Origin of the sequence: Synechococcus sp. MIT S1220, assembly GCF_047303025.1 — a bacterium.
Taxonomy (GTDB): Bacteria; Cyanobacteriota; Cyanobacteriia; order PCC-6307; family Cyanobiaceae; genus Parasynechococcus.
Window position 1 is genome coordinate 2,954,951 of sequence record NZ_CP138939.1, and the last position, 26,340, is coordinate 2,981,290.

The following is a 26,340-nucleotide window of genomic DNA, read 5'->3' on the forward strand; positions in this document are numbered from 1 at the left end:
GAAGAGATGGGAGAGGTGAATCATGACGGGACAATCACTAATCACTAATCACTCATCGGAGAGCAGACCCTCCTCTTGAAGACCTTCAACGGCTTCGGCATCCACCACCTGCTCCTCGGCCATTTCGTTCTCGCCATCCGGACGGGCGAAGGCTGCGAAGTTGCTGGATGAGGCCTCGATGTTATGTCGCGTACGGGTGGCTTCGAGATCTGCATCACTCGGATCATCCAGCACGGAACTCGCACTGGCGGCTGGAGGCATCTCCACGGTGTAATCCGGGCGGAGATTCTGCATGCGGCGGTAGCCGGCGGGATCCTCAGCAAGAATGTCGGGATGGGGGCCAGCTTCTTTCTGAAGCTCCTCCTCGAAACCGCTGAAGCCAGTGCCAGCGGGAATCAGGCGACCGATGATCACGTTCTCCTTCAGACCCCGCAGCCAGTCACTCTTGCCTTCAATCGCCGCCTCGGTGAGAACACGGGTGGTCTCCTGGAACGAAGCCGCTGAAATGAAGCTGTCCGTGTTCAAGGACGCCTTGGTGATCCCAAGAAGCACAGGCGTGAACTCCGCCGGCGCCCCGCCTGTGATGGACATGGCCTGATTGGTGTCTTCCACCTGGCGCAGTTCGATCAACTCTCCAGGCAACAGGGTGGTGTCACCGGCATCCTCAACACGAACTTTGCTGGTCATCTGACGAACAATCACTTCGATGTGTTTGTCGTCAATGGAAACGCCCTGAGATTTGTAGACGTTCTGCACCTCAGTTACCAAACGGTGCTGAAGGTTGGCAATCGCCTCCTGAGCAGCGTCCATCAAGGGTTTCCGACTCCTCAGATCCTCGAAGAAACACTCCAACAATTCGTGGGGGTTAATCGGACCGTCGGTCAGCAGCTCTCCAGCAGTGACCTGCTGGGCGTCGCTGACCATGACATTCCGTCCAAGAAGAATCGGGTATTCACCAATGGCATCATCAGCCTCGATCACGTTGACGACAAGTGATTCATTCTCATCGTCCTGCTTGATCTCAACGGTTCCTGGTCTCTTGCAGAGGATCGCCGACTCGCGTGGACGCCGTGCCTCCAGAAGTTCCTCGATTCGGGGAAGACCCTGAACGATGTCGCCGGTCTTCTGGCGTTCGAACACAAGCAAGGCCAAGCCATCACCCCGCTGCACCAGATCACCGTCTCGAACGTGCAAAACGGAATCGGGGGACACCATGTACGGGCGCCCGATGCGGAGCGTGATCTTTTTGCCCTCGACTTTCTCCACCTCTCCACAGCAACTGGAGGGTTCCCCCTCGGCCAGCAACTCACCGTCGACAATGCGTTGTCCAACAGTCACCAGAGGAGTGCCACCAGTTGTGAGGTTGGCCGTGTCTTCCGCACGTTCAACAATTAGGCGACGCACCGGCTCATCGTCGGCGGCTTCAGGAAGCTGAGCCAAGCCTTCCTGTTTGCAAAGGATCTGGGTCGTCGCCACCACGTCTCCCGCCTTGACGGAAATCCCGTCTTCCACCTTGAGTTCGGTGTGAGTCGAACCGTGGCTCGAGTCGGACATCGTGTCGCGACGCACTAAAATTGATTCCAAAATCACCAGTCGCAACCGGGAGATCGTCTTGGCACGCCGGTCTGGTGCCTTTTCGACATCCACTGTCATCTGAGGTGTGGTGTCGAAGGTCTCCAGGAGAAGCTGCGTCTTCAACAGCTCCACTCCCTCAACGGACTTGATCAGCTCATTGTCTTTGAAGGCCAAACGCTGGGTCGCTTTGATCCCGAGGTGCGGACCATTGGCCTGTTTGACATGGGACAACTCGGGGAGCTGCGCTTCGTTGGGAATGGTGTACTCCTCAACCGGTCGAAGCAGCAGACCCATGCCATCGGGGGTTTCCACGGTCTGCACGAACTTCATCTCCTCGGAGCTGAGATCCTTGGAGATCTCCTCACCGGGGTTGACCATCTGACCATCACCCTGGAATCTCTCCAGCGCCTTGCTGTCACTGCACAGATGGAAGTCTCCGCTGCGAACAATGATCTCCCGGAGGATGTCGTTCTTCTGGGTCACAGTGACGATGCCGGCCGTCTGGCTGAAGATGTCCTTGACCACTTCCGTGCCCGCTTCGATCCATTGGCCGTCTTTGATCATCAGCAAGGAAATGTCCTTGTTGATTTCATGGGTTTCCTGGGGAATCCACAGCAGGGTTCCCCCCTTGCTGACCTCGTAGCCGTTCTTGGCTGAACGCGCCTTCTTGATTGCCAAGCCCGGAGCGAACCGCACAAGACCACCGGTGTTGGTACGGAACCGGTCGTCTGCGAGTTCAGCAATCACCTCGCCGGATCCGATCTTGCTACCAGGGATGGTGTTCAAGCGATATCGGGTGCCGTCCTTCGCTTCCAGATTCCAGATCTCACCGGAATGGGTTGATTCCTCAAGGAGTTTGAAATCCTTGAGGGTCATCGCAGTGGTGACGATCTGCACTTCCCTCGAGTCACCGATGGAGTCACGCAGGCGAACTTCACCGCCAAACTCGCTGCGCTGACTCGCCTCGGCCAGCACCTGCCCCTCGGTGACGTTCGTTTCTCCAGTCACCACTGGCTGGGCGTTCGGCGGAAGGTTGTAGACGTCTCCAGCGAGCACCCAGAGGCGGCCCAAGCGTTGGGCCTTCATCGTGATGTTGCCCTGGCGGTCAGTGACCTCCCTTGGCTGGATCTTGTCCTCATAACGCACCTGACCTGCCAGATCACAGATCACATCCTTCGTGGCTTTCTCAACGCTCTTCTTGACCGCACCGGCAGCGATCTGCGCCACGGTGACATCCGCATCAATGGGTTGGCCGTCGTTGACAAACAGCAAAGAGCCGTTGGTCACTTCGATCTTCTGAGCCTTGCCCTTGCCGCTTGGTTTGATCGTGAGGATGAAGTCCACCTCTGCCTGCTGGGCCTCCACACCGTGGGGGGTGCGATAGGGGCGCACGCGGGCCTTGCTGCCGAACTCAATGTCGCCAGCCAACTTGGAACGAACCACACCTGTTTCCGCGGTGGACACGCCACCGGTGTGGAACGTCCGCATGGTGAGCTGGGTTCCGGGTTCGCCAATCGACTGAGCCGCGATGATGCCGACGGCTTCTCCGAGGTCGACGAGTTCGTTGTGAGCCAGAGCCCAGCCGTAACATTTTCTGCAAACGGAACGGTTGGCTTCGCAGGTAAGGGGTGAGCGGACGCTGACCGCTTTGACTCCCGCTTTTTCGAACGCCTTGGAAAGGGGAGGATCGATTTCCGTATCACGCTCAGCAAGGACTTCGCCATCCGAACTGAGAACCTGCGCAGCCGTGAGACGTCCGACAAGACGGCTCGCAAACTTGCCATCTTCCGCCTCAACAACGATGTGACGGAGGGTGCCACAGTCGTCTTCCCGAACAATCACATCCTGGGCGACGTCAACGAGACGACGGGTGAGATACCCCGAATCGGCCGTGCGAAGAGCCGTATCCACCAGGCCCTTACGAGCTCCGTAGGAAGAGATGACGTATTCGGTGACCGTCAACCCCTCGCGAAAGTTCGTCCGAATCGGAAGGTCAATGATCTCCCCCTGTGGATTCGCCATCAAACCGCGCATGCCGACCAGCTGGCGCACCTGAGACATGTTTCCTCGGGCACCCGAGTTGGCCATCATCCACACCGAGTTCAATGGTGCGTTCTCGTCGAAGTTCTTCTTCACCGCATCGACGAGACGCTCATTGGTCTCTGTCCAGGTATCAATCACCTTGGTGTGACGCTCCACCTCCGTGATCTCGCCAAGGCGATACCGCTCCTCGGTCGCTGTGATCTGTTCCTCAGCCTCTCCCAGCAGAGCCTTCTTTGCTTCGGGGACCCGCAGATCATCCACGGAGATGGAAACAGCGGCCTGCGTGGCGTATCGAAAACCAAGATCCTTGAGGTTGTCGGCCATGGAAGACGTCACGGCGGTTCCATGGGTCTTGTAAGCCCAGGCGACCAGCTGTTTCAGAGCACGTTTGTCGACAACGTGATTTCTGAATGGTGGTGGTGTCTTTGCAAGCGGGCGTGACGCGCTCTTGGGAGCGGCCGCCTGGGCCGCCTTGGCGGCCTTGGCGGCTTTAGAGGATTTAGAAGACTTGCGGGATTTGGAGGAGGTCATGGCTGCGCGCAGATCGAAGGACAGAGATGGAGGTTCAGTCGGTATCAGGCGACGGCCACCGCGTCGATGATGGTGTGATTCATCACCACGCGGCCAACGGTGGTGAGCAGGTAGCGGCTGAGCAGGGCGCCATCTTCATCAAAACGATCCCGTCGGAAGGTCCATTGCTCGATGCGGGTGCCATCGCCGAGGTCCTCAGTCTTGAGTGGCTGCTCGAGATCGTCGTCATCTTCAACCTCACCGTTGAAACGCACCCAGACCCAGTCGTGCAAGCCGATGCGCTTGTCTTCAAAAGCGTGAAGCACATCTTCAAGGTCGGCGAAGGTGCTGCCGCGGTCACCGAAGTCAGGTTTGGGGGACTCAGGCTTAAGAGCCGTGAGGTAGTAGGAACCGAGCACCATGTCCTGGGAGGGCGTGACGATGGGTTGCCCCGTGGCTGGAGAAAGAATGTTGTTGCTGGCCAGCATCAGCATGCGGGCTTCGGTCTGAGCCTCGATCGCCAGTGGGACGTGCACGGCCATCTGGTCACCGTCAAAGTCGGCGTTGAAGGCGGGACAGACCAGCGGGTGGAGCTGAATGGCACGACCGTCGACCAACTTCGGCTCAAACGCCTGAATACCCAGACGGTGCAGCGTCGGAGCACGGTTCAGCATGATCGGGTGGCCGTCGATGACCTCCTGAAGCACCTGCATCACTTCATCATCAGCACGCTGAATCAGCTTCTTGGCCGCCTTGATGTTATTGACGATGTTTTGACGGATCAGACGGTGGATGACGAAGGGCTGGAACAGCTCGATCGCCATCTCCTTGGGCAGACCGCACTGATGCATTTTCAGCTTCGGTCCGACAACAATCACGGAACGGCCTGAGTAGTCGACCCGTTTTCCGAGGAGGTTCTGGCGGAAGCGACCCTGCTTTCCTTCGATGATGTCGCTCAGTGACTTGAGTGGCCGGTTGTTGGCCCCCACCACCGTGCGACCACGGCGGCCATTGTCAATCAGGGCATCAACGGCCTCCTGAAGCATTCGCTTCTCGTTGCGAACGATGATCTCAGGGGCCAGGATTTCCTGGAGGCGCGCCAAACGATTGTTCCGGTTGATCACCCGGCGGTAGAGATCGTTCAGGTCACTCGTGGCGAAACGTCCGCCATCCAGCTGCACCATTGGACGCAGATCCGGAGGAATCACCGGAATCACATCGAGCACCATCCACTCAGGACGTGCATTGGTGGCGATGAAGTTATCGATCACGCGAAGACGCTTGATCAACTTGGCCCGCTTCTGCCCCTTGCTGCCGTTGATCTCCTCACGCAGCTGTTCAGCCACCTCCTCAAGGTTCAGATCCTCCAGCAGCTGTTTCAGAGCTTCAGCACCGATGCCCACCACGGGCTCATTTTCAATTTCGGAATCCTCGGCATAGATCTCGTCTTCGATCTCCAGCCATTCGTCTTCCGTAAGAAGCTGCTTGTATTTGAGGTCTTTGTGATCGCCGGGATCTAAAACCACATAGCAGTTGAAATAGACAATCTGCTCGACATCCCTCAGGGGCATGTCGAGCAGAATTGCGACATAGCTGGGGATCCCCTTCAGGTACCAGACGTGGGAAACAGGAGCCGCCAGTTTGATGAAACCCATCCTGTGGCGTCGCACCCGACTTTCCGTCACCTCCACACCGCAGCGTTCACAAACGATGCCGCGATGCCGCACCCTCTTGTATTTCCCGCAGTGGCACTCCCAGTCTTTGGAAGGGCCAAAGATCTTCTCGCAGAACAGCCCGTCCATCTCGGGCTTGAGGGTGCGGTAGTTGATGGTCTCCGGTTTGGTGACCTCGCCCACCACCTGGCCGTTAGGCAGGGTGCGCTGCCCCCACTCCATCACCCGTTCGGGTGAAGCGAGGGTGATCTTGACGTAATCGAAGTGGTTCTCGGTGCGGAGGTTGCTATTGGTCATGGACGATTCAGAGAGGAGGGGCTGTCAGTTGCTGTTGATCAGGTGGGCCTGATCAGGCGGTCCGTCAGTCTTCGTCGTAATCCGCGACGCCGAGGGATTCGTAGGTGGGACGACTGGGAGTGCTGCGACGGGGATTCACGTCCTGCATCAGATCCACTTCCTTGCCTTCATCGGTGTAAACGGCAATGTCGAGACCCAGCGACTGGAGCTCGCGCATCAGCACCTTGAACGACTCCGGTGTGCCGGGACGCGGGATCGGTTTCCCTTTAACGATGGCGTTCAACGCTTCGTTACGGCCCTGCATGTCGTCTGATTTGACCGTGAGCAGCTCCTGAAGCGTGTAAGCAGCTCCATACGCCTCCAGTGCCCAGACTTCCATTTCTCCTAAACGCTGACCACCCTGCTGGGCCTTACCACCCAGAGGCTGTTGTGTCACCAGGGAGTAGGGGCCGGTGGAACGGGCGTGGATTTTGTCATCCACCAGGTGAACGAGCTTGAGGAAGTGGGCGTAACCGACGGCAACAGGCTGGTCGAACGGCAAACCGGTTCGACCATCGCGAAGCACCAGTTTCCCTGGATCGTTGGGGTCATAAACCCAGTCTTTACCTGGTTGCTTGGCAGCTTCCTTCAGGAACGTTTCACAGGTCTTCTGGGACATTTCTGGGCCATGCATCTCATCGAATGGAACGATTCGGACGCGGCTGTCGAGGTTGGACGCAGCCCAGCCCATCAGCAGTTCGAAGACCTGGCCGACATTCATGCGGCTTGGCACACCCAAGGGATTGAGGCAGATATCCACCGGCGTCCCATCGGGCAGGTAGGGCATGTCCTCACGAGGAAGGATGCGGCTGATGATGCCCTTGTTGCCATGACGTCCAGCCATTTTGTCGCCGACCTGAATCTTGCGACGCTGCGCCACGTAGACCCGCACCACCATGTTGGCGCCGGGGGGAAGCTCATCACCCTGTTCACGGGTGTAAATCCTCACGTCGACAACCCGGCCTCGTTCCGTACCTGGAACCCGCAAGGAGTTGTCGCGAACATCGCGAGCCTTCTCGCCGAAGATCGCACGGAGCAGCTTCTCTTCCGGGGGCTGATCGGATTCCCCCTTGGGGGTCACCTTGCCCACGAGGATGTCTCCGCTCTCGACGAAAGCACCCACTCGGATGATGCCCATCTCATCCAGGTTGCCGAGACTCTCCTCAGCAACATTGGGGATTTCCCTCGTGATCTCTTCGGGACCGAGCTTCGTCTGTCTCGCCTCGATCTCGTACTTCTCGATGTGAACCGAGGTGTAGAGGTCGTCGGTGACCAACCGCTCGCTCACCAGCAGAGCATCCTCGAAGTTGTAGCCCTCCCAGGGCATATAGGCGATAAGAACGTTCTGACCAAGAGCGATCTCACCGCCTTCACAGGCCGAACCATCGGCCAGAACCTGGCCGATAATCACCTGATCACCGCAACGGACGATCGGACGGTGATTTAAGCAGGTGTCCTGGTTGGAGCGCTGATATTTCTGCAGGAAGTGGGTGTGTTCGTTCCCATCCTCGTCCTGAACGAGGATCGCTGTCGCATCAACAAAGATCACCGTGCCGTTAACCCTGGAGATCGGCACCATCCCGGAGTCGCGAGCCACCTGGGTTTCTAGACCGGTTCCCACCAGCGCTCGCTCAGGACGCAACAGGGGGACGGCCTGACGCTGCATGTTTGAACCCATGAGCGCACGGTTGGCATCATCGTGTTCCAGGAATGGAATCAGTGATGCCGCAACGGAGATCACCTGAACCGGTGAAAGCGCTACGTAATCAACCTGTTCCGGGGGAACTTTCTCAAAATCCTGGCGGTAACGGACGGGAATCAGATCGGCTTTGATCCGTCCGTCGTCCTCGGTGGCGACATCACCTGGTGCAACGCGAACCTCATCTTCACGATCAGCAGAGAGATAGATCGGATCTCCCGTTTTCTGCACTACACCATTTTCAACCTTCCAGAAGGGGGTTTCAATGAAGCCGTACTCATTGACCCTGGCGTGGGTCGCCAGTGAGTTGATCAGACCGGCGTTCGGGCCCTCGGGGGTCTCGATCGGACAGAGACGGCCGTAGTGCGAGGGATGGATATCGCGAACTGCAAAACCGGCACGCTCCCTGGTCAATCCCCCAGGTCCGAGGGCAGAAATACGGCGTTTGTGGGTGAGCTCCGCCAGAGGATTGGTCTGATCCATGAACTGGCTCAGCTGGCTGGAACCGAAAAATTCCTTGATCGCTGCGACCAAGGGCTTTGGATTCACAAGCTGTGCTGGGGTCAGCGAATCCGTTTCGCCAACGGTCATGCGCTCCTTGATGATCCGCTCGAGCCTGTTCAGACCGACGCGGACCTGGTTTTGCAGCAATTCGCCAACGGATCGAACCCGGCGGTTGCCGAGATGATCAATGTCATCGAGGCTTGCTCCGCCAACATCAAGTTCCAGATTGATCAGATAGTCCAGGGTTGAGAGCACGTCCTCATGGGTGAGGGTGCGAACTGTGTCTGGAATCGTGAGGCGCAGTTTTTTATTGATCTTGTAACGGCCGACCCGACCGAGGTCGTAACGCTTGGGATCGAAGAATCGTGTCTGAAGGAGTTGCTGTCCACCACTCACCGATGGAGGCTCACCGGGCCGAAGCTTTTTGTAGAGCTCGAGCAGGGCCTGATCTTCCGAACTGATGCCCTCATCGTTCGCCGCATCAATTGACTTCTTATAGAACTCAGGGTGGCGCAGCTTGTCGACAACGTCGTTGTCGGACAAGCCCATCGCACGCATGAGCACGTGGGCATTGATCTTGCGTGTTTTATCTACACGCACGTGAAGTAAGGAATTCTTATCCGTCTCAAATTTCAGCCAGGCACCCCGATTCGGAATCACGCTGGCGTTGTAGGTACGGCGACCGTTTTTATCCTGCTCATCTTTGAAATAGACGCCCGGGCTACGCACGATCTGATTCACAATCACGCGCTCGGCGCCGTTGATGATGAACGTTCCGCGTTCAGTCATCAATGGAAGTTCCCCGATGAAAACCTCCTGCTCCTTGATTTCACCCGTCTCTTTGTTTACCAGCCTGCAAGTGACGTACATCTGAGACGCAAAGGTTGCGTCCCGTCGCTTCGCCTCTTCAACGTCGTGACGCGGTCGCTTGAGCCGGTACTCACTACCGATGAAATGAAGTTCGAGTTTGCCTGTGTAATCGGTGATGGGTGAGAAGCTTTCAAGCTCCTCGATCAGACCTTTATCCAGAAACCACTTGAAACTGGCCCGCTGAACCTCCACCAAATCAGGAAGATAGGTGGCGGTCTTGGCGACCTGAATCGCACTGCTGCTCATGCGGGAACCCGACTGAGAGGACGAATGGGACAAGAGACCTGAATGGCCGTCGCCAGCAACCGGACAGTTTCTGGACCCAAAAAAGCGGCGGCTGTCGTTCCTCCATGGAGGAACGACAGCACCACTGGTGGGGTTCAGAAATTGCGGGCCAGATCAGCTGACGACGACAAGTGCACCGGAAGGGAATGGACGCTTCGGGCTCCACGGATCAGGACGAACCCACCCATGGCCAGGCCAATACAACATCTTACATCCTAAAGGTAAGGGCGCCACACACCGGCGACCTATGTCATGGCAATGCAAACAAGCTGCGGGCGTTGTGGGTACTGCTGGCAGCAACGGTTTCAAGATCCACTCCGCGGAGCTCAGCAACTCGCGACGCGACAGAAGCCACAAATGCCGGCTCGTTTCGTTTGCCTCGGCGTGGAACAGGAGCAAGAAATGGACAATCGGTTTCAACGAGGAAGCGATCCTCCGGCACCTGCCGTGCACAATCGTGGGTAGAAACGGCCTTGGGGAAAGTGACCGTACCGCTGAAACTGATGTAGAAGCCCAAATCAAGGAATCCCACCATTTCCTCAGGGGTGCCTCCCCAGCAATGCATCACCCCACGGGGACATCGTCCATCCAGCTTGCGAGACCGCAGCTCTTGAAGCATTGGCTCTGCAGCATCCCTACAATGAACGATCACAGGGAGATCAAGTTCAACCGCCAGATCCAGCTGGGGTTGAAGCACTTGCAGCTGCTCATCAAGATTTTTCTCACGGAACAGATCGAGGCCAAGTTCACCGATGGCCACGACCCGGGAATCGTCCAGAGCAGCCCGTTTCAGCACTGAAACGGTGTCATCTCGCCAGTGTTCCGTATCAAGGGGGTGGACTCCCACGGAGTAACGCATCTCCGGGAAGCGATCTGCCAACGCGCGAATCGCCGGAATCTCCGAAGGTTCCACACAGGCATGAAGCAGTGCGGAGACTCCAGCATCCCGCCATCGAGAAGCCACATCATCCAGATCTTCTTCGAAGTTCCGGAAAACGATGTGGCAATGACTGTCAATGAGGGTCGGAATGGACGACAAGAGAGCCAAAACGCGCCTTCAGCTCATTCTGCCGGCTCGATCCCCAACTCAGCTGGCAGGCTCGAGAACCCGGCGTACTGCGGCTGAGATCCGAGACTTCTGGTTGGCACCATTGTTGCGATGCAGCACGCCGACCTTGACTGCCTTATCAATCTTGCTGAATGCCGCGTTCATTGATGCCTGAACGGAAGCCTTGGCATCATCCCCTGGTTCCTGGCTGTAGGCGTCACAGGCACTGAAACACCGCTTCATCAGGGTCCGCAGTGAGGACTTATAGGTGCGGTTGCGCAGGCGATTGCGCTCAGCGATCTCAATACGCTTTTTCGCTGCTTTGTTATTGGCCACTGAGGCGGAATCGGGGCGAACAATCCATCACCTTACTCAACTACCGTCGTCATCTCTCTGATCCCCAATCAGGGGCCTAACTTGATGAGCCTGGTTCAGCGATCCACCTTTTGCCCCTGAGCAGTCCTTCCGACGTGATGCCAGATCCGGCGCCATTCCCGATGCGGGTGGTGAGAGATGTTCAGCAGGCGGAGCGTGCGCTGAAGGGACTGGCCTCCAGAACCGTGGACGACAGGCAGCTTGAGGCGAGGTCGAAGGTGGATTCGATCCTTGCGGCTGTTCGCCAGCACGGCGATACAGCCCTGATGGACTACACGGAGCGTTTCGACCGATTCAGACCCGACCCGGTTGCAATCCCTGAAGCAGCCCTGGAGGAAGCCTGGACTCAGATGCCGATGGACCTGCGGGATGCCCTCGAGCTCGCCCATCGCCGCATCAAGGAATTCCACCAACGTCAACGCCCTGTTGATATCGCCATGGAAGGCCCCCATGGCGAACAACTGGGTCGGCGTTGGCGCCCGGTCAAACGGGCAGGGCTGTACGTCCCAGGCGGCAGAGCGGCTTACCCCAGCACGGTGCTGATGAATGCCGTCCCGGCACGCGTTGCCGGAGTCCAGGAGATTGTGATCTGTTCACCGGCCGCCGCAGACGGACAGGTCAATCCTGTGGTGCTCGGGGCAGCGCACCTTGCCGGGATACGCACGGTGTTGCGCGTCGGAGGGGCTCAAGCCATTGCTGCAATGGCCTTCGGCACGGAAAGTGTGCCGAAGGTGGATGTGATCAGCGGGCCTGGCAACATCTACGTCACCCTCGCCAAGCAGGCGGTTTACGGCTTGGTGGGCATTGATTCGATGGCCGGACCGAGTGAAGTGCTGGTGATCGCAGATCACAGCGCGAATCCCCGCCATGTTGCAGCCGATCTCCTGGCCCAGGCGGAGCATGATCCACTCGCAGCTGCCGTTCTGATCACAACCGATCCGCGCTTGGCTGACACTATTGGAGCGGAGATCGCTCAACAACTTCAAAACCACCCACGACGTGAGATCTGTGAAGCGTCCTTAAAAGATTGGGGACTAATCGTGATCTGCGAAGACCTCGAAACCTGCGCCAATCTGAGCGACAAGTTTTCTCCGGAACACTTGGAACTGCTCGTTGAGCGTCCAGAACCCCTCGCTGAACGGATACAAAACGCCGGCGCCATTTTTCTCGGCCCTTGGTCACCTGAAGCAGTCGGTGACTATCTCGCCGGACCGAATCACACCCTGCCCACCTGTGGAGCAGCCCGATTCAGCGGCGCTCTGAGCGTCGAAACGTTCATGCGCCACACCTCAATGATCGGTTTCAACCGAACAGCACTTGAAGCCACTGGTTCAGCGGTGCGTCAGCTGGCTGGCAGCGAGGGACTCCACAGCCATGCAGAGTCGGTTCGGTTGCGCCTCAGCTGAAACGCTTTTCGAGACTGCGCACACCGGCAACGCCTTCGACAATCTCACCAACGAGAACTTCATCGGTGAGGTTCACGAACAGTCCGTTTTCAAGCACCCCTGGAATGTTGTTGACGGCGAGCTCCAAGGCAGCGGGATCTTCAATTCCCCCAGTCATCTTCACGTCAAGAACGAGATTGCCCTGATCGGTGACAACGGGCCCAGCCTTGCGTTGAGCCATCCGCAGTTCAGCGGTTCCACCCATGGATGACAGCTCTTGTTGCACCTGACGCCAGGCTCCAGGCAGCACTTCCACAGGAAGAAGAAAACCAAGATTAAGGCGATCCACGAGCTTGGTGGAATCGACCACCACCACAAACCGTTCAGCCCTAGCAGCCACAAGCTTTTCCTGGACGTGACATGCCCCTCCTCCCTTGATCAACTGAAACGCGGGGTCCACTTCATCGGCCCCATCGATCGCCAGATCAATCTTGCTGACGGCATTCAGACTGAGCAAAGGGATCTCGAGCTCAGCAGCCAGCACCTCACCCTGGAAGGATGTGGTGACACCGACGATGTCCTTGAGGTCTCCACTTGCAAGCCTGGAACCCAACCCTTTGATCATCAAAGCGGCAGTTGAACCGGATCCAAGGCCAAGCACCATGCCGTCCTTGATCTGATCAACGGCAGCATCAGCCACCGCTTGTTTCATCTGCGTCTGTAGATCCGCCATGGAATCAAGTGATTTCGCGGGAACGTAGCAAGGGTGTCAGCCCATACCCGGCAAAGCCTGTGGTTTCACGGCGAGGGTGAGCTCACGGTCATTGCGTATCACCTTCAGTGGAAGGGGTTCTCCGAGCTCTGAACGATCCACCACCGCAAGCAGACCCTGAGGATCAGAAATCGCCGTATCGCCAACGGCCACCACCAGATCACCGCGGTGCAAACCACCGCGTTCAGCAGGGCTGTCGGGAAGAACGGACTGGACCAGGGCGCCGTTCCGTTGGGGCAGCTGCACCAGCGCATTCGGATCGCGGTTGTGCTCCCGCGCGATGCGCGCCGTGAGGGGGATCAACTGCAAGCCGATGTAGGGGTGAACAACCTGTCCCTTGTCGAGCAGCTGATCAACCACCCCCCTGGCGAGATTGATCGGAATCGCAAACCCCAGCCCTGCCCCAGGACCAGAACGCACAAGCGTGTTAATCCCGATCACATCTCCGACGGCATTGACCAGCGGCCCACCGGAGTTACCTGGATTGATCGCTGCATCGGTCTGAATCAGGTCCAGTCGTTTGTCTGAAAAACCGAGGCTGTTGATGTTGCGATGCAGACTGCTAACAATGCCAAGTGTGACTGTTTTCTCCAGTCCATAGGGCGTTCCAAGTGCAATCGCCCAGTCACCGACCTCCAGCGCTTCGGAGTCACCAAGAGGAGCGGACGGGGGAGGGTTCCTGCCATCCAGACGGACGAGGGCGAGATCCGTGACTGGGTCTGTTCCGATGACCTGCCCATCCCGTTGCTCACCATCGGCCAGGGTGAGACTGACGGACTCAACCCGCTCAACTACATGCGCATTGGTGAGCACAAGACCCTTTTCGTCGATCAGGACCCCTGAACCCTGTCCGCGCTCCCGCTCAGGCCCGAAAGGCGGATCCCCTAGCAAATCGCGAAGAAGCGGGTCGATCAGAGTGGGATCAAAAGGCTGGCGTTCCACCGGCCTTTCTGTGTCGATCCGGACAACCGAGGGAGCAACACGGCGCACCACATCCGCCACGAAGCTGTGCTCCAGAGCAGCAGCAGGTTGTGCGACAACAACCATTGTCATCACCAGCGACAGCAGGAACCGCACCATCGGCGTCTATGCATTAGCGCTCCATCTTGGTCCCGATTAAACGCCGATCGCGTCAATCTGCTGCAGTCGAAAGCCACAAACTCCTTTGGTGTCTAGAAAACGAGGATGTAATAAGCACTTTTATGCGCTTCCGGATTCTTGGAGTGATCGGAGCCATCGCCCTGCTTACCTCCTGTGCCACCACGCCTGACAGCGGAACGTCAGCAGACTCCGGGAGGAATAACAGAACAGCAACTGCCGAGCCAGAGAGCGGAGTTCTTAAGGCCGTTGTGCTCGAAGGAAAGCCGTTTGCCGCAAAAGAAGGCGATACCTACGAAGGCTTTGCGGTGGATGTCATCAACCATGTCAAAGATGAAGCAGGGCTCTCCTCCGTTGAATTTGTGCCAGCCAGCTCGATCACCAATGGATTCAAGGCGATCACGTCCGGCGAAGCCGACATCAGCTGCGGTGTTTCCTTCACATGGGATCGAGCCAAGACCGTTAACTTCAGCCTGCCTTTTGCGATCGGCGGCACGCGTCTTCTGGCAGGAGCCGGCGTGGATGGGACCCCGGAATCTCTCAACGGAAAAACGATTGGCGTGATTGCTGACTCAGCTTCAGCCAAAGTTCTCGGGGATGTGGTTCCCAGGGCTGAATTCACAGGCTTCGCTACCTCCGCCGAAGCGATTGATGCCCTTGAGAAGGGGGACGTCGAAATCCTGGGCGGACCTACGCTCTGGCTGGCCTCCAACAAAGGCGAAACGTCGACATCCCTCGTCCCGGACGGTCCCTACGGTCGTTCCGGCATCGGTTGTGTCGTCAAGCAAGACAACGGCAAGCTGCTGTCCGCCGCCAACCTTGCCATCGGGCAGATGATGCAGGCCTATGTGGATGGAGATGCCGGATCCCGGGAAATGATCAACCGTTGGGTTGGCCCGGATAGCGCCATTGATCTATCGGAATCAACCATCAGTGCGCTGTACCGGATCATGCTTAGAACGACGGCTGAGATTTCCACGAATGTGAAGGATCCAGTTGTAACGAAGCAAGCAGAGACAACGGAATCACCGGAAGCGGCTGCAGCCACGCCGGACGCCGTGACCCCTGATGAGGTCACTGAACAGCAAACCACTGACTAAATCCCCACGTCCAGCACGCCCCCTTACGAACAAACAGATGAAACGTTCCCTGATCGCCTTCCAGGCTCTGATCGCCTCCAGTGCTGTTCTCTGCCAGAGCGCAGAAGCCTCCTCCTCCTTCAGCACCCCAGACCAGCGCAACAGCATCGATGCACGCATCGAAAACGTTCGTAATGGCAGCTGGAGCACTCTGCTCAAGACCCCCGAACTCGATGGTGAGCTCATGGCCAAGAGCAAATGGGGCAACGGCGGCGGCCATAAATTCAAAAACAGCCGGGGCTCCGGCAAGTGGAAAAACGGCAAAAGCGGCAATAAATGGAGCAACAGCCGCCCCTCCTGGGGGAATGGTTCCTACCGCGGCGGATGGGCCAATGGTGGTGGCTGGAGAAACGGCAGCGGAGGATTTGTGAACTGGTGATCTCCTCAACAACAGCATCTGCAACCGATCTCAGCGCCTTCGGGCCCATCGGCCTTGTCGTCGTTCAATCCACATCCCTATGCAATCTCGATTGCTCGTATTGCTACTTGCCTGATCGCCAGAAAAAGCGCGTCTTTGACTTGAAGATGTTGCCGCTGCTGATTCAACGGATCCTGGAAAGTCCTTATGCAGGGCCTGAATTCTCACTGGTATGGCATGCAGGAGAACCGCTCACCCTTCCAACCAGCTGGTACGACGAAGCAACAGCCATCCTGCACTGTTCTCTTGACACCTTCGGCGCCAAGGGATTGCAGTTTGATCAGCACGTTCAGACCAACGCGACTCTGATCAATGACGACTGGTGTGACTGCTTTCACCGGAATCGGATCGTTGTCGGAATCAGTGTTGATGGCCCCATTGAGATTCACGACGCCCACCGATGCTTCCGCAACGGACGTGGTTCCCATGCCTTGGCCATGAACGGGATCGAGGCGCTGCATCGCAATGACGTGCCCTTCCACTGCATCTCGGTGCTGACCTCAGAAGCGATGGAACAGCCTGAACGAATGTACCGATTCTTCCGCGACCACGGCATTCATGACGTTGGATTCAACGTGGAGGAACAGGAAGGGATCAACACCACCTCTTCGATGCAGGGTTCCGAAATGGAGGAGAAGTACACCAATTTCCTCCGTGCTTTCTGGCGTCTGAGCGAACAGGATGGCTATCCGGTGATTCTTCGGGAATTCGATCAGGTGATCGGCTTGATCCAGGGCGAACAGCGCATGAAGCAAAACGAGCTCAATCGACCTTTTTCCATCCTCAGCGTCGACTCCCAGGGCAATTTCTCAACATTCGATCCGGAATTACTCTCCGTCGCCAGCGACCGTTACGGCACGTTCAATCTCGGAAATCTGCGGGATCTTTCCCTTGTGGAGTCCACACAGACCGATCAATTCAAACGGCTACTGAATGACATGAGTCGCGGTGTCGACAGTTGCCAGAAGAGCTGCGAGTACTTCGGCCTTTGCGGTGGAGGCAACGGCAGCAACAAATTCTGGGAACACGGCACCCTGGCCTCAAGCGAAACCCATGCCTGCCGCTTCGGTACCCAAATCCCCGTTCAGGTCCTCCTCGAACGCTTTGAGGAAGGACCACCACTTCAACAAGCAGCCAACCAAGCTATTTGATCTATTTTTCAACTTAGATGTCTCGACGAAACGCAACAACCTCCTCCTGCTTGGCACCGCATTTGGCGTCGGTCTCCTAACGCCCGTTGAGAGCCTTGCTTGCTGCCTGCGAGTTTCTGATGCCTCTCGGAGGTAATGGAAATGGGCCCGAGCCGTACATCGTGAAGAAACGCGTTGAGCGTCCAAAGGGCCTCATCGGCAATGCGGTTGGTCGCACCAACTGGAACACCGATTTTGTGGTGGATCAGCTCTACCAAAGCTTCAAGCTGTTTTTCACAGCGGATTCAACTGATGAACAACCCGGCGACTATCCGATTGAGGCTTTTCTGAAGTTTGCCGGTGGAGGCTCAATGAAGGTTGTGGACCAGCGAATGAAACCACCAACCGATACTGGCACACAGTTCGGCCCCTTCTCTCCACCACCAGCGAAGGGGATTAGCCAGGTGAACTTCAAAATTGGCGCCAACAAGGGTCCCGGAGGCACTGGATTCAGCTACCGAATTTCCGTGCAGGGATGCAACTAGGGAGGCTGTAGCTGGGTGAGGGGAGAGGCAGGACGTGGGGCAGACGGCCCGAATCAACCGCCTTTTTGGTCCAATTTGAGACGACCAGCTGCCAGCGATGGCATGTGCAGCTAATCATTGGGAAATCCTCTCAAGGTATGCCTGTTCGCTTTATCCAGACGGCCGGCGCGCTCGCTCTCCTCTCCACGGCCCTTGCCCCGGGCAGCGCTCTAGCCGCTCCAGGCAAAACGCTCAAAGCTGTGATCTTTGAAGACGTGAAGCCTCTTTACCAACGCAGCGGTGGCAGCTACGAGGGACTTGGTGTCGACGTATTGGAGCAGATCAAAAATCAGGCTGGATATGCAGCGGTGAGCTTCAGCACCGTCGGAAACGTGAGGGATGGATTGAACGCCATCGCATCAGGTCAATCGGACATTGCCTGCGGGGTTGCTTTCACCTGGACTCGCGCCCAAAAAGTGAGCTATAGCTTGCCGTTTGCAATCGGCGGCACCCGGCTGCTGACCAAAGTGAAGCTGGATGGAACACCCGATTCACTTACCGGTCAAACGATCGGTGTCGTGAAAGGGTCCGCTTCCGCGAAGGTCCTCAAAAGTGTGATTCCTAATGTGAGCCTCCAGAGATTCAATACCCCCGCAGAGGCGCTTGCAGCCTTCGACAGCGGGGCTTTGAACACCATTGGAGGCGGAACATTGTGGCTAGCGGCCAACAGCAATGCCAGCAGCACTGACCTGGTACCACTTCGCCCCTATGGCCGATCCGGCATCAGCTGCATCGTGAACCAGAACAACGGCAAGCTGCTGTCCCAAACCAACGTCGCGCTAGGCCAGATCATGCAGGCCTACGTCGATGGAGATGCTGGCACTCGCGAAATGGTGAACCGTTGGATTGGCCCAGACAGCAGTGTGAAGCTTAGTGAGCCCGCGATCAGCGGTCTCTATGCACTGATTCTCAGTACCACTGCAGAAATGTCGACAAGCGTCAAAGCAGCCAACTGAAGAAAGGCCTAGGCAACAAGCAACTGTTCTGTTCCTAGCGACTAAAGCCCAAATTCCTGCAAACAGATGAAACGTTCCCTGATCGCCTTCCAGGCTCTGATCGCCTCCAGTGCTGTTCTCTGCCAGAGCGCAGAAGCCTCCTCCTCCTTCAGCACCCCAGACCAGCGCAACAGCATCGATGCACGCATCGAAAACGTTCGTAATGGCAGCTGGAGCACTCTGCTCAAGACCCCCGAACTCGATGGTGAGCTCATGGCCAAGAGCAAATGGGGCAACGGCGGCGGCCATAAATTCAAAAACAGCCGGGGCTCCGGCAAGTGGAAAAACGGCAAAAGCGGCAATAAATGGAGCAACAGCCGCCCCTCCTGGGGGAATGGTTCCTACCGCGGCGGATGGGCCAATGGTGGTGGCTGGAGAAACGGCAGCGGAGGATTTGTGAACTGGTGATCTCCTCAACAACAGCATCTGCAACCGATCTCAGCGCCTTCGGGCCCATCGGCCTTGTCGTCGATCGTTCCAAGACCAACTGATTGCAGGTTTCAGGCCGGATATCGACCATCGCTGCGATGCAACCTCCGGCCTAAATCAATGTTGTCTGCGAAACCAACTCCACACCGAATGAGGCCAACAAACACCGCTGTGTCGTCAGTACCCAACTGCCATAGATCAGCACGCCCGCATACTGGGTACTGACGGTCTTCTAGTATTGGAATGTGTCCGGCAGGCCTCTTCTTCGGAAGACAGGTCACAACTGAATTGCCCGTCGGACAGCGTCCGACACCACTTCACTTTTGCCGCACCCTCTCCTTCCAGAACTCGAATCTCTGACAGGCAATGTTGCCTCAGATCAGGAATTTGATTTATGTGGCATTTCTTTGCTCACCCATACCCGTCCAATGACCCTGGAGGTTCAGATCAGGCATCGCAGTGGCGCCGATGTCAACCTTGATGATTGCGCGCGCTTCAGTGGCATCCTTGGGGAAGCTCTTGAAACCACCCAGCTGCTGACGGAGGCATACGTTCTGGAAATCAGCAGTCCAGGCATCGGCGAGCAGCTCTCCAGCGACCGCGACTTCCATACCTTTCGAGGCTTCCCCGTTGAAGTTGTCCACCAGGACAAAGACAATGCCGAGAGATGCCTCGAAGGTCTGTTATTGGAGCGCAATGACGAGACATTGCAGATCAACATCCGCGGGCGAATCAAAACCATTCCCCGCGAGCAGGTGATCAACGTTCGTCTGACCACCCCCGGTAACTAACAGCACCACATCCCTTTTTACTGATTCGATGGCTCTCGTACTGCTTCCTGGACTTACCACACTGATTGATGACATCAGTGAAGAAAAGAAGCTGCCCCCACAAGTTGTTGAAGCGGCATTGAGGGAAGCTCTTCTGAAGGGGTATGAACGTTACCGAAGGACCCTTTATCTCGGAATCAGTGAAGATCCCTTCGACGAGGACTACTTCAGCAACTTCGATGTCGGCCTCGATCTCGATGAAGAGGGGTATCGGGTCTTGGCCAGCAAGATCATCGTTGAAGAAGTCGAAAGCGAAGACCATCAGATTGCCCTCGCCGAGGTGATGCAAGTCGCTGAGGATGCACAGGCTGGCGACACCGTGGTTCTTGACGTCACGCCGGAGAAAGAAGATTTCGGCCGGATGGCTGCTGCCACAACAAAACAAGTTCTCGCCCAGAAACTGCGTGATCAACAGCGGCGGATGATTCAGGAGGAATTCGCTGATCTTGAGGATCCTGTCCTCACCGCTCGTGTGATCCGCTTCGAGCGCCAATCCGTGATCATGGCCGTCAGCTCAGGACTCGGTCGCCCCGAAGTCGAGGCAGAGCTGCCTCGACGGGACCAGCTTCCAAACGACAATTACCGAGCAAACGCCACCTTCAAAGTATTTCTCAAGGAGGTTTCCGAGGTGCCTCGCCGTGGGCCACAATTGTTTGTCAGCCGTTCCAATGCAGGCCTGGTTGTTTATCTCTTCGAGAACGAAGTTCCTGAGATTCAGGAAGGATCCGTTCGCATCGTTGCTGTAGCGAGAGAGGCGAATCCCCCCTCACGCTCGGTCGGACCTCGCACCAAGGTTGCTGTCGACAGCATTGAGCGAGAGGTTGATCCTGTTGGAGCCTGCATCGGAGCCAGAGGATCCAGGATTCAACAGGTGGTCAACGAGCTTCGTGGTGAAAAGATTGATGTGATCCGTTGGTCTCACGATCCCAGTCAATACATCGCCAATTCACTAAGCCCTGCGCGTGTCGAAATGGTGCGTCTTGTTGACCCCGTCGGACAACACGCCCATGTGCTCGTGCCTCCCGATCAGCTCAGTCTGGCTATTGGTCGGGAAGGGCAAAATGTTCGTCTTGCAGCCCGATTGACCGGTTGGAAGATTGACATCAAAAATTCGACCGAATACGACCAAGCCTCAGAAGATGCAGTGGTTGCTGAACTGATTTCCCAGCGGGAACAGGAAGAAGCGCTTCAACAGGAAGCTGAAGAACGCCTTGCGGCTGAGCAGGCTGCACGTGCAGAGGAGGATGCACGTCTGCGTGAGCTTTATCCCTTGCCCGAAGATGAAGAGGATTATCCGCAGGAAGAGGGTTTACCTGGCGATGATCTAGGAAGCCAGGATCAGCTGGCTGAGGAGCAATCCCTGGACAATGCACCCTCAGATGAGGAGGTTCAAACCGTGAGTGACGACAACTCAGAAGACACGAAAGCGGTCAGCACCGAAGCGGGTACTGACAGCGAGGTAGCCCGGTGAGTTCAAGACCCATTCTTCGTCGCTGCGTGGCCTGTCGCCAGCTCCTGGATCGTCGCCAGCTCTGGCGGGTGATTCGCGACCACAAGGATGGGGTCCTCCTGGACGAAGGAATGGGTCGATCGGCCTATCTCTGCACCAATGAGGACTGTCTCGAGGAAGCACGACGCCGGAAACGTCTTCAGAAATCCCTGCGTTGCCAGGTGCCTGATGCGGTTCTCGCGACGCTGCTGGAGCGCCTCACTCCAGGGAACCAAGGATCCGCTGAGGCAAACTGAACATTGGCCACACCCTGCGTGAGGCCACCGAGGCACATCGTGCCCGGCACGACCGGAGACCCCAACTGAATGACCAGCAGCGGCAAAGTCAGAATTTACGAGCTGTCCAAGGACCTTGGCCTTGAGAATAAGGACGTGCTGGACGCCGCTGAGCGGTTGTCGATCACGGCCAAAAGCCACAGCAGTTCGATCAGTGATGACGAGGCTGGACGGATCCGCAACCTCCTGAAGAGCGGCAAGCCCCTTAATGGAAAGGGAGCGGTTGCCGTCAAGCCAGCACCTGGCAAGGCGATTCTTTCCGTGAAGAAATCTTCAACGCCAACCAGCTCGGCAGTTCCGCCTGCACCGGCAAAGCCGGCGCCCGTCAAACCGGCAGCCGTCAAACCTGACATCGTGCGACCGGCACCGGCCAAACCCGCAGTTGCCAACGTTGACGCGGCACGTCCAGCGCCTGTCAGACCGTCAGCAGACAAACCTGCTGCTCCAACCAGGCCTGCAGCGCCCAATGCTCCTGTGAAGGAACCTCCGTCGCGTCCTGTTGCCAACAAGGCTCCATCGAGACCTGCTGCGGCCGCACGCAACGCCGCCGCTCCGGCTCGGAGCCCGTCCCAAGCACCACGGCCCAGTGCCCCAGGGAAACCGACCCAGGCTCGCCCTCAGGTGATGGGCAAGCCGCAACAATCTCAAAACGTGGGGAACCACCAGGCGCCAACCAGCAAGCCCGCAGCACCGCCGCCAAGACCCGAGAGCGCATCGGCGGCCGCAAAACCGGCGCCAACAAGACCTGCACCAACCAAGCCAACACCAAGGCCTGCTTCGCCGAATCGCCCGGATGCGGGACGCAGCCAGCGCCCTCAAATCGTTTCAAGGCCTGGTCAGGGCAATGCTCCACGCCCAGGGGCCCCAACGCGAGCTGGAGCAGCGCCCCGTCCAGGTGCTCCAGGAAAACCAGCGAACCCGGCTCGCCCCACGCCCCGACCGGAACTTGTCGGCAAGCCTCAGCCTCGCCGACCAGGGCCCAGCTCAGGCGGCCAACGCCCGGGAGGGCCAACGCGTGCAGGCTCCCCAGCCAGCCCGGCACGTCCAGGTGCACCGACCCGACCCGGTGCACCGAACCGGGTGGGACCACCTACCCGGCCAGGGGCACCGCAACGACAGGGACGCCCTCAGCCGCAAGGCGGCAGACCCGGCGGTCCTGGCCGCAGCGGTAACACCCTCGAGTTAGTTGGAAAACCAATACGCCGCGACGGCAGCAGCGCGGCCGGTGGCCAACGCCCCGGATCATCCAGACCCGGTGGCCCTACCAGACCTGGTCTTCCCAGCGGGATGCGCAAGCCGGTTGCCCCCGGCGAGCTCATGCAGTTGCAAAAGCCGGTGGGTCGTCCGACGGCACCACCACCACGGCGTCCCGATGCTCCTACCAAACCTGGTGAGACACGAGAGGCCACACCACCGGTGGCCCGCCCCACAGCACCCAATGCACCCCGCCGGCCCGGGTTCAGGCCAGGTGCCCCAGGTGGTCAGCGGCGGCCAGGTCGCCCCGATTGGGATGACAGCGCCAAGCTTGAAGCCCTGCGGAGCCGCTCCCCTCAGAAGCAGCGCCAGAAGGTTCACATCATTGGCGAAAACGACGATGCGCTGACCGCCGAAACAGGAGGGTTTGCTGGGGAGCAGCAGGCCATGGTGCTGTCCGCCAGCCTCGCCAGACCGGCCAAGCCGAAGGCGCAGAGACGCACGGCACCGAAGCCGATGGCGGCGATGCGGAAGCGCAAGAAAGAGACAACCCGCCAGCGTCAACGCCGGCGTGCGATGGAACTGCGTGCCGCCAGAGAGGCCAAGCAGGTGCGGCCGGAGATGCTGATTGTTCCGGAGGACAACCTCACGGTGCAGGAGTTGGCCGACATGCTCAGTGTCGAGAGTTCCGAGATCATCAAATCCCTGTTTTTCAAAGGGATCATTGCGACGGTCACCCAAACACTCGATATGCCCACGATCGAGACCGTGGCCCAGGAATTCGGTGTGCCTGTCCTTCAGGACGACGTTGAAGAGGCCGCCAAGAAGACGGTCGAGATGATCGAGGACCAGGACCTCGCACACCTGATCCGACGCCCACCCGTGGTGACGGTCATGGGTCACGTCGACCACGGCAAAACAAGCTTGCTTGATGCGATCCGAAAGGCGCGCGTTGCTGCAGGCGAAGCCGGAGGCATCACCCAGCACATCGGCGCTTACCAAGTCGAGATCGAACACAACAACGAACCGCGGAAACTCACGTTCCTCGACACCCCTGGGCATGAGGCGTTCACGGCGATGCGGGCTCGCGGCACCAAGGTCACGGACGTCGCAGTTCTCGTGGTGGCGGCTGATGACGGCGTGCGACCACAGACTCTGGAGGCGATCAGCCACGCCAGAGCTGCCGAGGTTCCCATCGTTGTGGCGATCAACAAGATCGACAAGGAAGGGTCTTCCGCCGATCGCGTCAAACAGGAGCTCTCGGAACAGAACCTGCTGGCGGAGGAATGGGGCGGCGACGTAGTGATGGTGCCTGTGAGCGCCATCAAGAGCGAGAACATCGACAAGTTGCTGGAGATGATCCTGTTGGTGACCGAGGTCGAGGACCTGCAGGCCAACCCCGATCGTCTCGCCCGGGGCACGGTGATCGAGGCCCACCTCGACAAGGCCAAAGGCCCCGTAGCGACGCTGCTGGTGCAGAACGGCACCCTTAAAACAGGCGATGTGGTCGCCGCCGGTCCCGTGCTCGGGAAGGTTCGAGCCATGGTCGACGACAACGGACAGCGGATTAAGGCAGCGGGCCCATCCTTCGCTGTTGAAGCCCTTGGCTTCAGTGAAGTGCCCACCGCTGGCGACGAATTCGAGGTCTATCCGGATGAAAAATCAGCTCGGGCAGTCGTCGGAGATCGTGCTTCCGATGCGCGGGCAACGCGTTTGGCGCAGCAGATGGCATCCAGGCGTGTTTCCCTCACCGCCATGTCCGGCCAGGCCAGCGAGGGTGAGCTCAAAGAGCTCAATCTCATCCTCAAAGCCGATGTGCAGGGCAGCGTTGAAGCCATCCTTGGATCCCTCGAGCAGCTCCCGAAAGATGAGGTCCAGGTTCGGGTATTGCTCTCTGCACCTGGAGAGATCACCGAAACCGATGTCGACCTTGCTGCGGCCTCGGGTGCGGTGATTGTGGGATTCAACACGTCGATGGCATCTGGTGCTCGCAAAGCCGCGGATGCCACTGGTGTGGATGTTCGTGACTATGACGTCATCTACAAATTGTTGGAAGACATCCAGATGGCCATGGAAGGTCTTCTGGAACCTGAGCTGGTCGAGGAATCCCTTGGCGAGTGCGAGGTCCGTGCTGTGTTCACTATCGGCAAGAGCGCTGTTGCGGGCTGCTATGTCACCAGCGGCAAGCTGCAGCGGAACTGCAGGGTCCGCGTTCGCCGCGGCAAGGAGATTGTGTTCGAGGGCGATCTCGACTCCTTGCGTCGCAACAAGGATGACGTCAAGGACGTAGCAACCGGCTTCGAATGCGGAGTCGGCTGTGATCGCTTCGCCAACTGGCAGGACGGCGACATGATCGAAGCCTTCCGCATGGTCACCCAGCGCCGCAAACTCACCACCTGATTCCAGCAGCTCTGTGTCTCCTCGCCGCGAGCCCCTGCTCTGGCTTCAGTGCCTCGCCATCGGCGTGATCCCACTGGAGCTCCTGATGATCAGGCTTGCCCTTGCGGGGGCTGATCCAGGCCCAGTTCCTGAACTAGAGCGCATCTTCACTTGGGGAGTCAGTGTTCTCGGTCCGTGCCTTTACCTATGGAAGCGCCCAGCGGACTGGGCATCCCTGTTGCTGTTACGGCTGCCAATCACCACTCGCAGCCTGCAACAACAGCAGCTCAGTGCTTCGCAAACCGGAGCTCTTTCCAGAGTCCCCTTGATCATCGGTGCACTGGCGTTATTTGTGATCCTGTGGTGGATGGATGATTCAGCCGTTCTGGTTCAGGAGTTCTCGCCACTCTCCAATCAATCACGCTTGACTTCTTTGTTGGTCTCAGCCCCACTGCTCACGTTGGTGCTCTGGCAATTCCAACAACTGGGGCAAGCCCTCCAATGGCTGATCCAACCAATGGCAGGGAATGCGATGGATCAACAACCATTCCTCGCAACACAGCTGGAGAACGAACGCACATCCCTTGGACTTCAACTCCTCAACCTGCCCTTGATCGAGTGGCCAGAACGGCCCACTCCAACACCAACACCAACAGCTTCAACCTCAGAAGAAGCCAAGGCGACAAAACCAGAACTAGAACTAGAACTAGAACTAGAACAGCAAAGCAAACAACAGGCCAGCGACACCTTGGACAGTGAGGCCGACCCCATCGATTCCAAGCTCAAGGACGAGAGAGTCCAACCGATTGAACAAGCCGAGGGCGATGCAATTGATCAACCAACAACGAGCACACAGGATGAATCAACAGAGAATTCCTGATCTTCAGATTGAATCGACCGCAACCGCTAAGACATCTAGACAAACAAAAAATATAGAGAAGATATAAGCATCAAACCAAGACATTTTATCTTGCACTACATAACGTGAGCCAATTCAAAAGCCTCAATTTAACGCCAAGAAAAATTGATTGAGGCCCTTACTTAACACCACGCCTCCCAATGGAGATTACCAACTAACAGGAGCCCAAACCCTGCCGAATCGGACATCAACCAAACACCAAAATGCGGTCATTCCGTCATCGATTTAATCACTCGTGCAGCGGACGCAAGTCCATGCCCAATCGAACCGATAGACCAATCAAATTCCAACGCTATTTTCTCCATAGAAATCAACAAATAGTCAGAAGATCAAAAAATATTTAAACCACAATTTACAAACCCTTA

20 protein-coding genes are annotated in these 26,340 nt (G+C 57.6%); 13 read left to right on the forward strand and 7 right to left on the reverse strand.

Annotation, left to right across the window (positions count from 1 at the left end; all coding sequences use genetic code 11):
- Window positions 1–48: 48 nt before the first annotated feature.
- From SIB64_RS15030 to rpoB, 3 genes are all read right to left on the reverse strand, one after another.
- Window positions 49–4,149 (reverse strand): DNA-directed RNA polymerase subunit beta', encoded by a 4,101-nt coding sequence (locus SIB64_RS15030; protein ID WP_413440997.1) that lies wholly within the window; start codon window positions 4,147–4,149, stop codon window positions 49–51.
- Window positions 4,150–4,193: 44 nt separating this feature from the next.
- Window positions 4,194–6,098 carry a DNA-directed RNA polymerase subunit gamma gene (locus SIB64_RS15035; protein WP_413440998.1) on the reverse strand — a complete coding sequence of 635 codons (1,905 nt, stop codon included), beginning with the start codon at window positions 6,096–6,098 and terminating at the stop codon, window positions 4,194–4,196.
- Window positions 6,099–6,162: 64 nt separating this feature from the next.
- Window positions 6,163–9,456 carry a DNA-directed RNA polymerase subunit beta gene (rpoB, locus tag SIB64_RS15040; protein ID WP_413440999.1) on the reverse strand — a complete coding sequence of 1,098 codons (3,294 nt, stop codon included), beginning with the start codon at window positions 9,454–9,456 and terminating at the stop codon, window positions 6,163–6,165.
- A gap of 42 nt (window positions 9,457–9,498) precedes the next feature.
- Between rpoB and SIB64_RS15045 the strand changes: the two genes are divergently transcribed.
- The gene (locus SIB64_RS15045; protein ID WP_413441000.1) at window positions 9,499–9,714 is read left to right on the forward strand and encodes a hypothetical protein; all 216 of its coding nucleotides are present in this window, start codon (window positions 9,499–9,501) and stop codon (window positions 9,712–9,714) included.
- A 31-nt stretch (window positions 9,715–9,745) separates the two neighbouring features.
- Here SIB64_RS15045 and SIB64_RS15050 read toward each other — a convergent pair whose 3' ends face one another.
- Together SIB64_RS15050 and rpsT are read right to left on the reverse strand one after the other, a co-directional pair.
- Window positions 9,746–10,534: a TatD family hydrolase gene (locus tag SIB64_RS15050; RefSeq protein WP_413441001.1), complete on the reverse strand. Its 789-nt coding sequence runs from the start codon at window positions 10,532–10,534 to the stop codon at window positions 9,746–9,748.
- Between the two features lie 48 nt (window positions 10,535–10,582).
- Entirely contained in the window at window positions 10,583–10,879 is a 297-nt protein-coding gene (gene rpsT / locus SIB64_RS15055; protein ID WP_413441002.1) for a 30S ribosomal protein S20, read from the reverse strand.
- A 137-nt stretch (window positions 10,880–11,016) separates the two neighbouring features.
- Here rpsT and hisD point away from each other — a divergent pair, with 137 nt between their 5' ends.
- Window positions 11,017–12,324: a histidinol dehydrogenase gene (gene hisD / locus SIB64_RS15060; protein ID WP_413443054.1), complete on the forward strand. Its 1,308-nt coding sequence runs from the start codon at window positions 11,017–11,019 to the stop codon at window positions 12,322–12,324.
- Here the strand turns inward: hisD and rpiA are convergent.
- Both rpiA and SIB64_RS15070 read right to left on the reverse strand, forming a co-directional pair.
- Window positions 12,317–13,036 carry a ribose-5-phosphate isomerase RpiA gene (rpiA, locus tag SIB64_RS15065; protein ID WP_413441003.1) on the reverse strand — a complete coding sequence of 240 codons (720 nt, stop codon included), beginning with the start codon at window positions 13,034–13,036 and terminating at the stop codon, window positions 12,317–12,319. The two genes, hisD and rpiA, sit on opposite strands and share 8 nt — an antisense overlap.
- A 36-nt stretch (window positions 13,037–13,072) precedes the next feature.
- Window positions 13,073–14,128, reverse strand: a complete 1,056-nt coding sequence (locus SIB64_RS15070; RefSeq protein ID WP_413443055.1) for a trypsin-like peptidase domain-containing protein — start codon at window positions 14,126–14,128, stop codon at window positions 13,073–13,075.
- Between the two features lie 149 nt (window positions 14,129–14,277).
- On the opposite strand from SIB64_RS15070, the gene grrP (SIB64_RS15075) reads away from it, so the two are divergent.
- From grrP (SIB64_RS15075) to SIB64_RS15125, 11 genes are all read left to right on the forward strand, one after another.
- On the forward strand, window positions 14,278–15,273 hold the full coding sequence (gene grrP, locus SIB64_RS15075) for an extracellular substrate binding-like orphan protein GrrP (RefSeq protein ID WP_413441004.1): 996 nt from the start codon (window positions 14,278–14,280) through the stop codon (window positions 15,271–15,273).
- A 37-nt stretch (window positions 15,274–15,310) separates the two neighbouring features.
- Window positions 15,311–15,691, forward strand: a complete 381-nt coding sequence (gene grrA / locus SIB64_RS15080; RefSeq protein WP_413441005.1) for a GrrA/OscA1 family cyclophane-containing rSAM-modified RiPP — start codon at window positions 15,311–15,313, stop codon at window positions 15,689–15,691.
- Window positions 15,637–16,881 (forward strand): cyclophane-forming radical SAM/SPASM peptide maturase GrrM/OscB, encoded by a 1,245-nt coding sequence (gene grrM, locus SIB64_RS15085; protein ID WP_413441006.1) that lies wholly within the window; start codon window positions 15,637–15,639, stop codon window positions 16,879–16,881. Before grrA (SIB64_RS15080) ends, grrM begins: the two co-directional genes overlap by 55 nt.
- A 119-nt stretch (window positions 16,882–17,000) precedes the next feature.
- Window positions 17,001–17,405: a hypothetical protein gene (locus tag SIB64_RS15090; RefSeq protein ID WP_413443056.1), complete on the forward strand. Its 405-nt coding sequence runs from the start codon at window positions 17,001–17,003 to the stop codon at window positions 17,403–17,405.
- A 137-nt stretch (window positions 17,406–17,542) separates the two neighbouring features.
- Window positions 17,543–18,400 carry an extracellular substrate binding-like orphan protein GrrP gene (gene grrP / locus SIB64_RS15095; RefSeq protein WP_413441007.1) on the forward strand — a complete coding sequence of 286 codons (858 nt, stop codon included), beginning with the start codon at window positions 17,543–17,545 and terminating at the stop codon, window positions 18,398–18,400.
- Window positions 18,401–18,466: 66 nt separating this feature from the next.
- Window positions 18,467–18,847 (forward strand): GrrA/OscA1 family cyclophane-containing rSAM-modified RiPP, encoded by a 381-nt coding sequence (gene grrA, locus SIB64_RS15100; RefSeq protein ID WP_413441005.1) that lies wholly within the window; start codon window positions 18,467–18,469, stop codon window positions 18,845–18,847.
- 344 nt (window positions 18,848–19,191) lie between these two features.
- Entirely contained in the window at window positions 19,192–19,659 is a 468-nt protein-coding gene (gene rimP, locus SIB64_RS15105; protein ID WP_413441008.1) for a ribosome maturation factor RimP, read from the forward strand.
- Window positions 19,660–19,687: 28 nt separating this feature from the next.
- Window positions 19,688–21,169 carry a transcription termination factor NusA gene (nusA, locus tag SIB64_RS15110; protein WP_413441009.1) on the forward strand — a complete coding sequence of 494 codons (1,482 nt, stop codon included), beginning with the start codon at window positions 19,688–19,690 and terminating at the stop codon, window positions 21,167–21,169.
- The gene (locus SIB64_RS15115) at window positions 21,166–21,444 is read left to right on the forward strand and encodes a YlxR family protein (RefSeq protein ID WP_413441010.1); all 279 of its coding nucleotides are present in this window, start codon (window positions 21,166–21,168) and stop codon (window positions 21,442–21,444) included. Before nusA ends, SIB64_RS15115 begins: the two co-directional genes overlap by 4 nt.
- Window positions 21,445–21,513: 69 nt before the next feature.
- Window positions 21,514–25,077, forward strand: a complete 3,564-nt coding sequence (gene infB, locus SIB64_RS15120) for a translation initiation factor IF-2 (protein ID WP_413441011.1) — start codon at window positions 21,514–21,516, stop codon at window positions 25,075–25,077.
- Window positions 25,078–25,090: 13 nt separating this feature from the next.
- Complete coding sequence (locus tag SIB64_RS15125) at window positions 25,091–25,936, forward strand: low-complexity tail membrane protein (protein ID WP_413441012.1); 846 nt, start codon at window positions 25,091–25,093, stop codon at window positions 25,934–25,936.
- Window positions 25,937–26,340 lie beyond the last annotated feature (404 nt).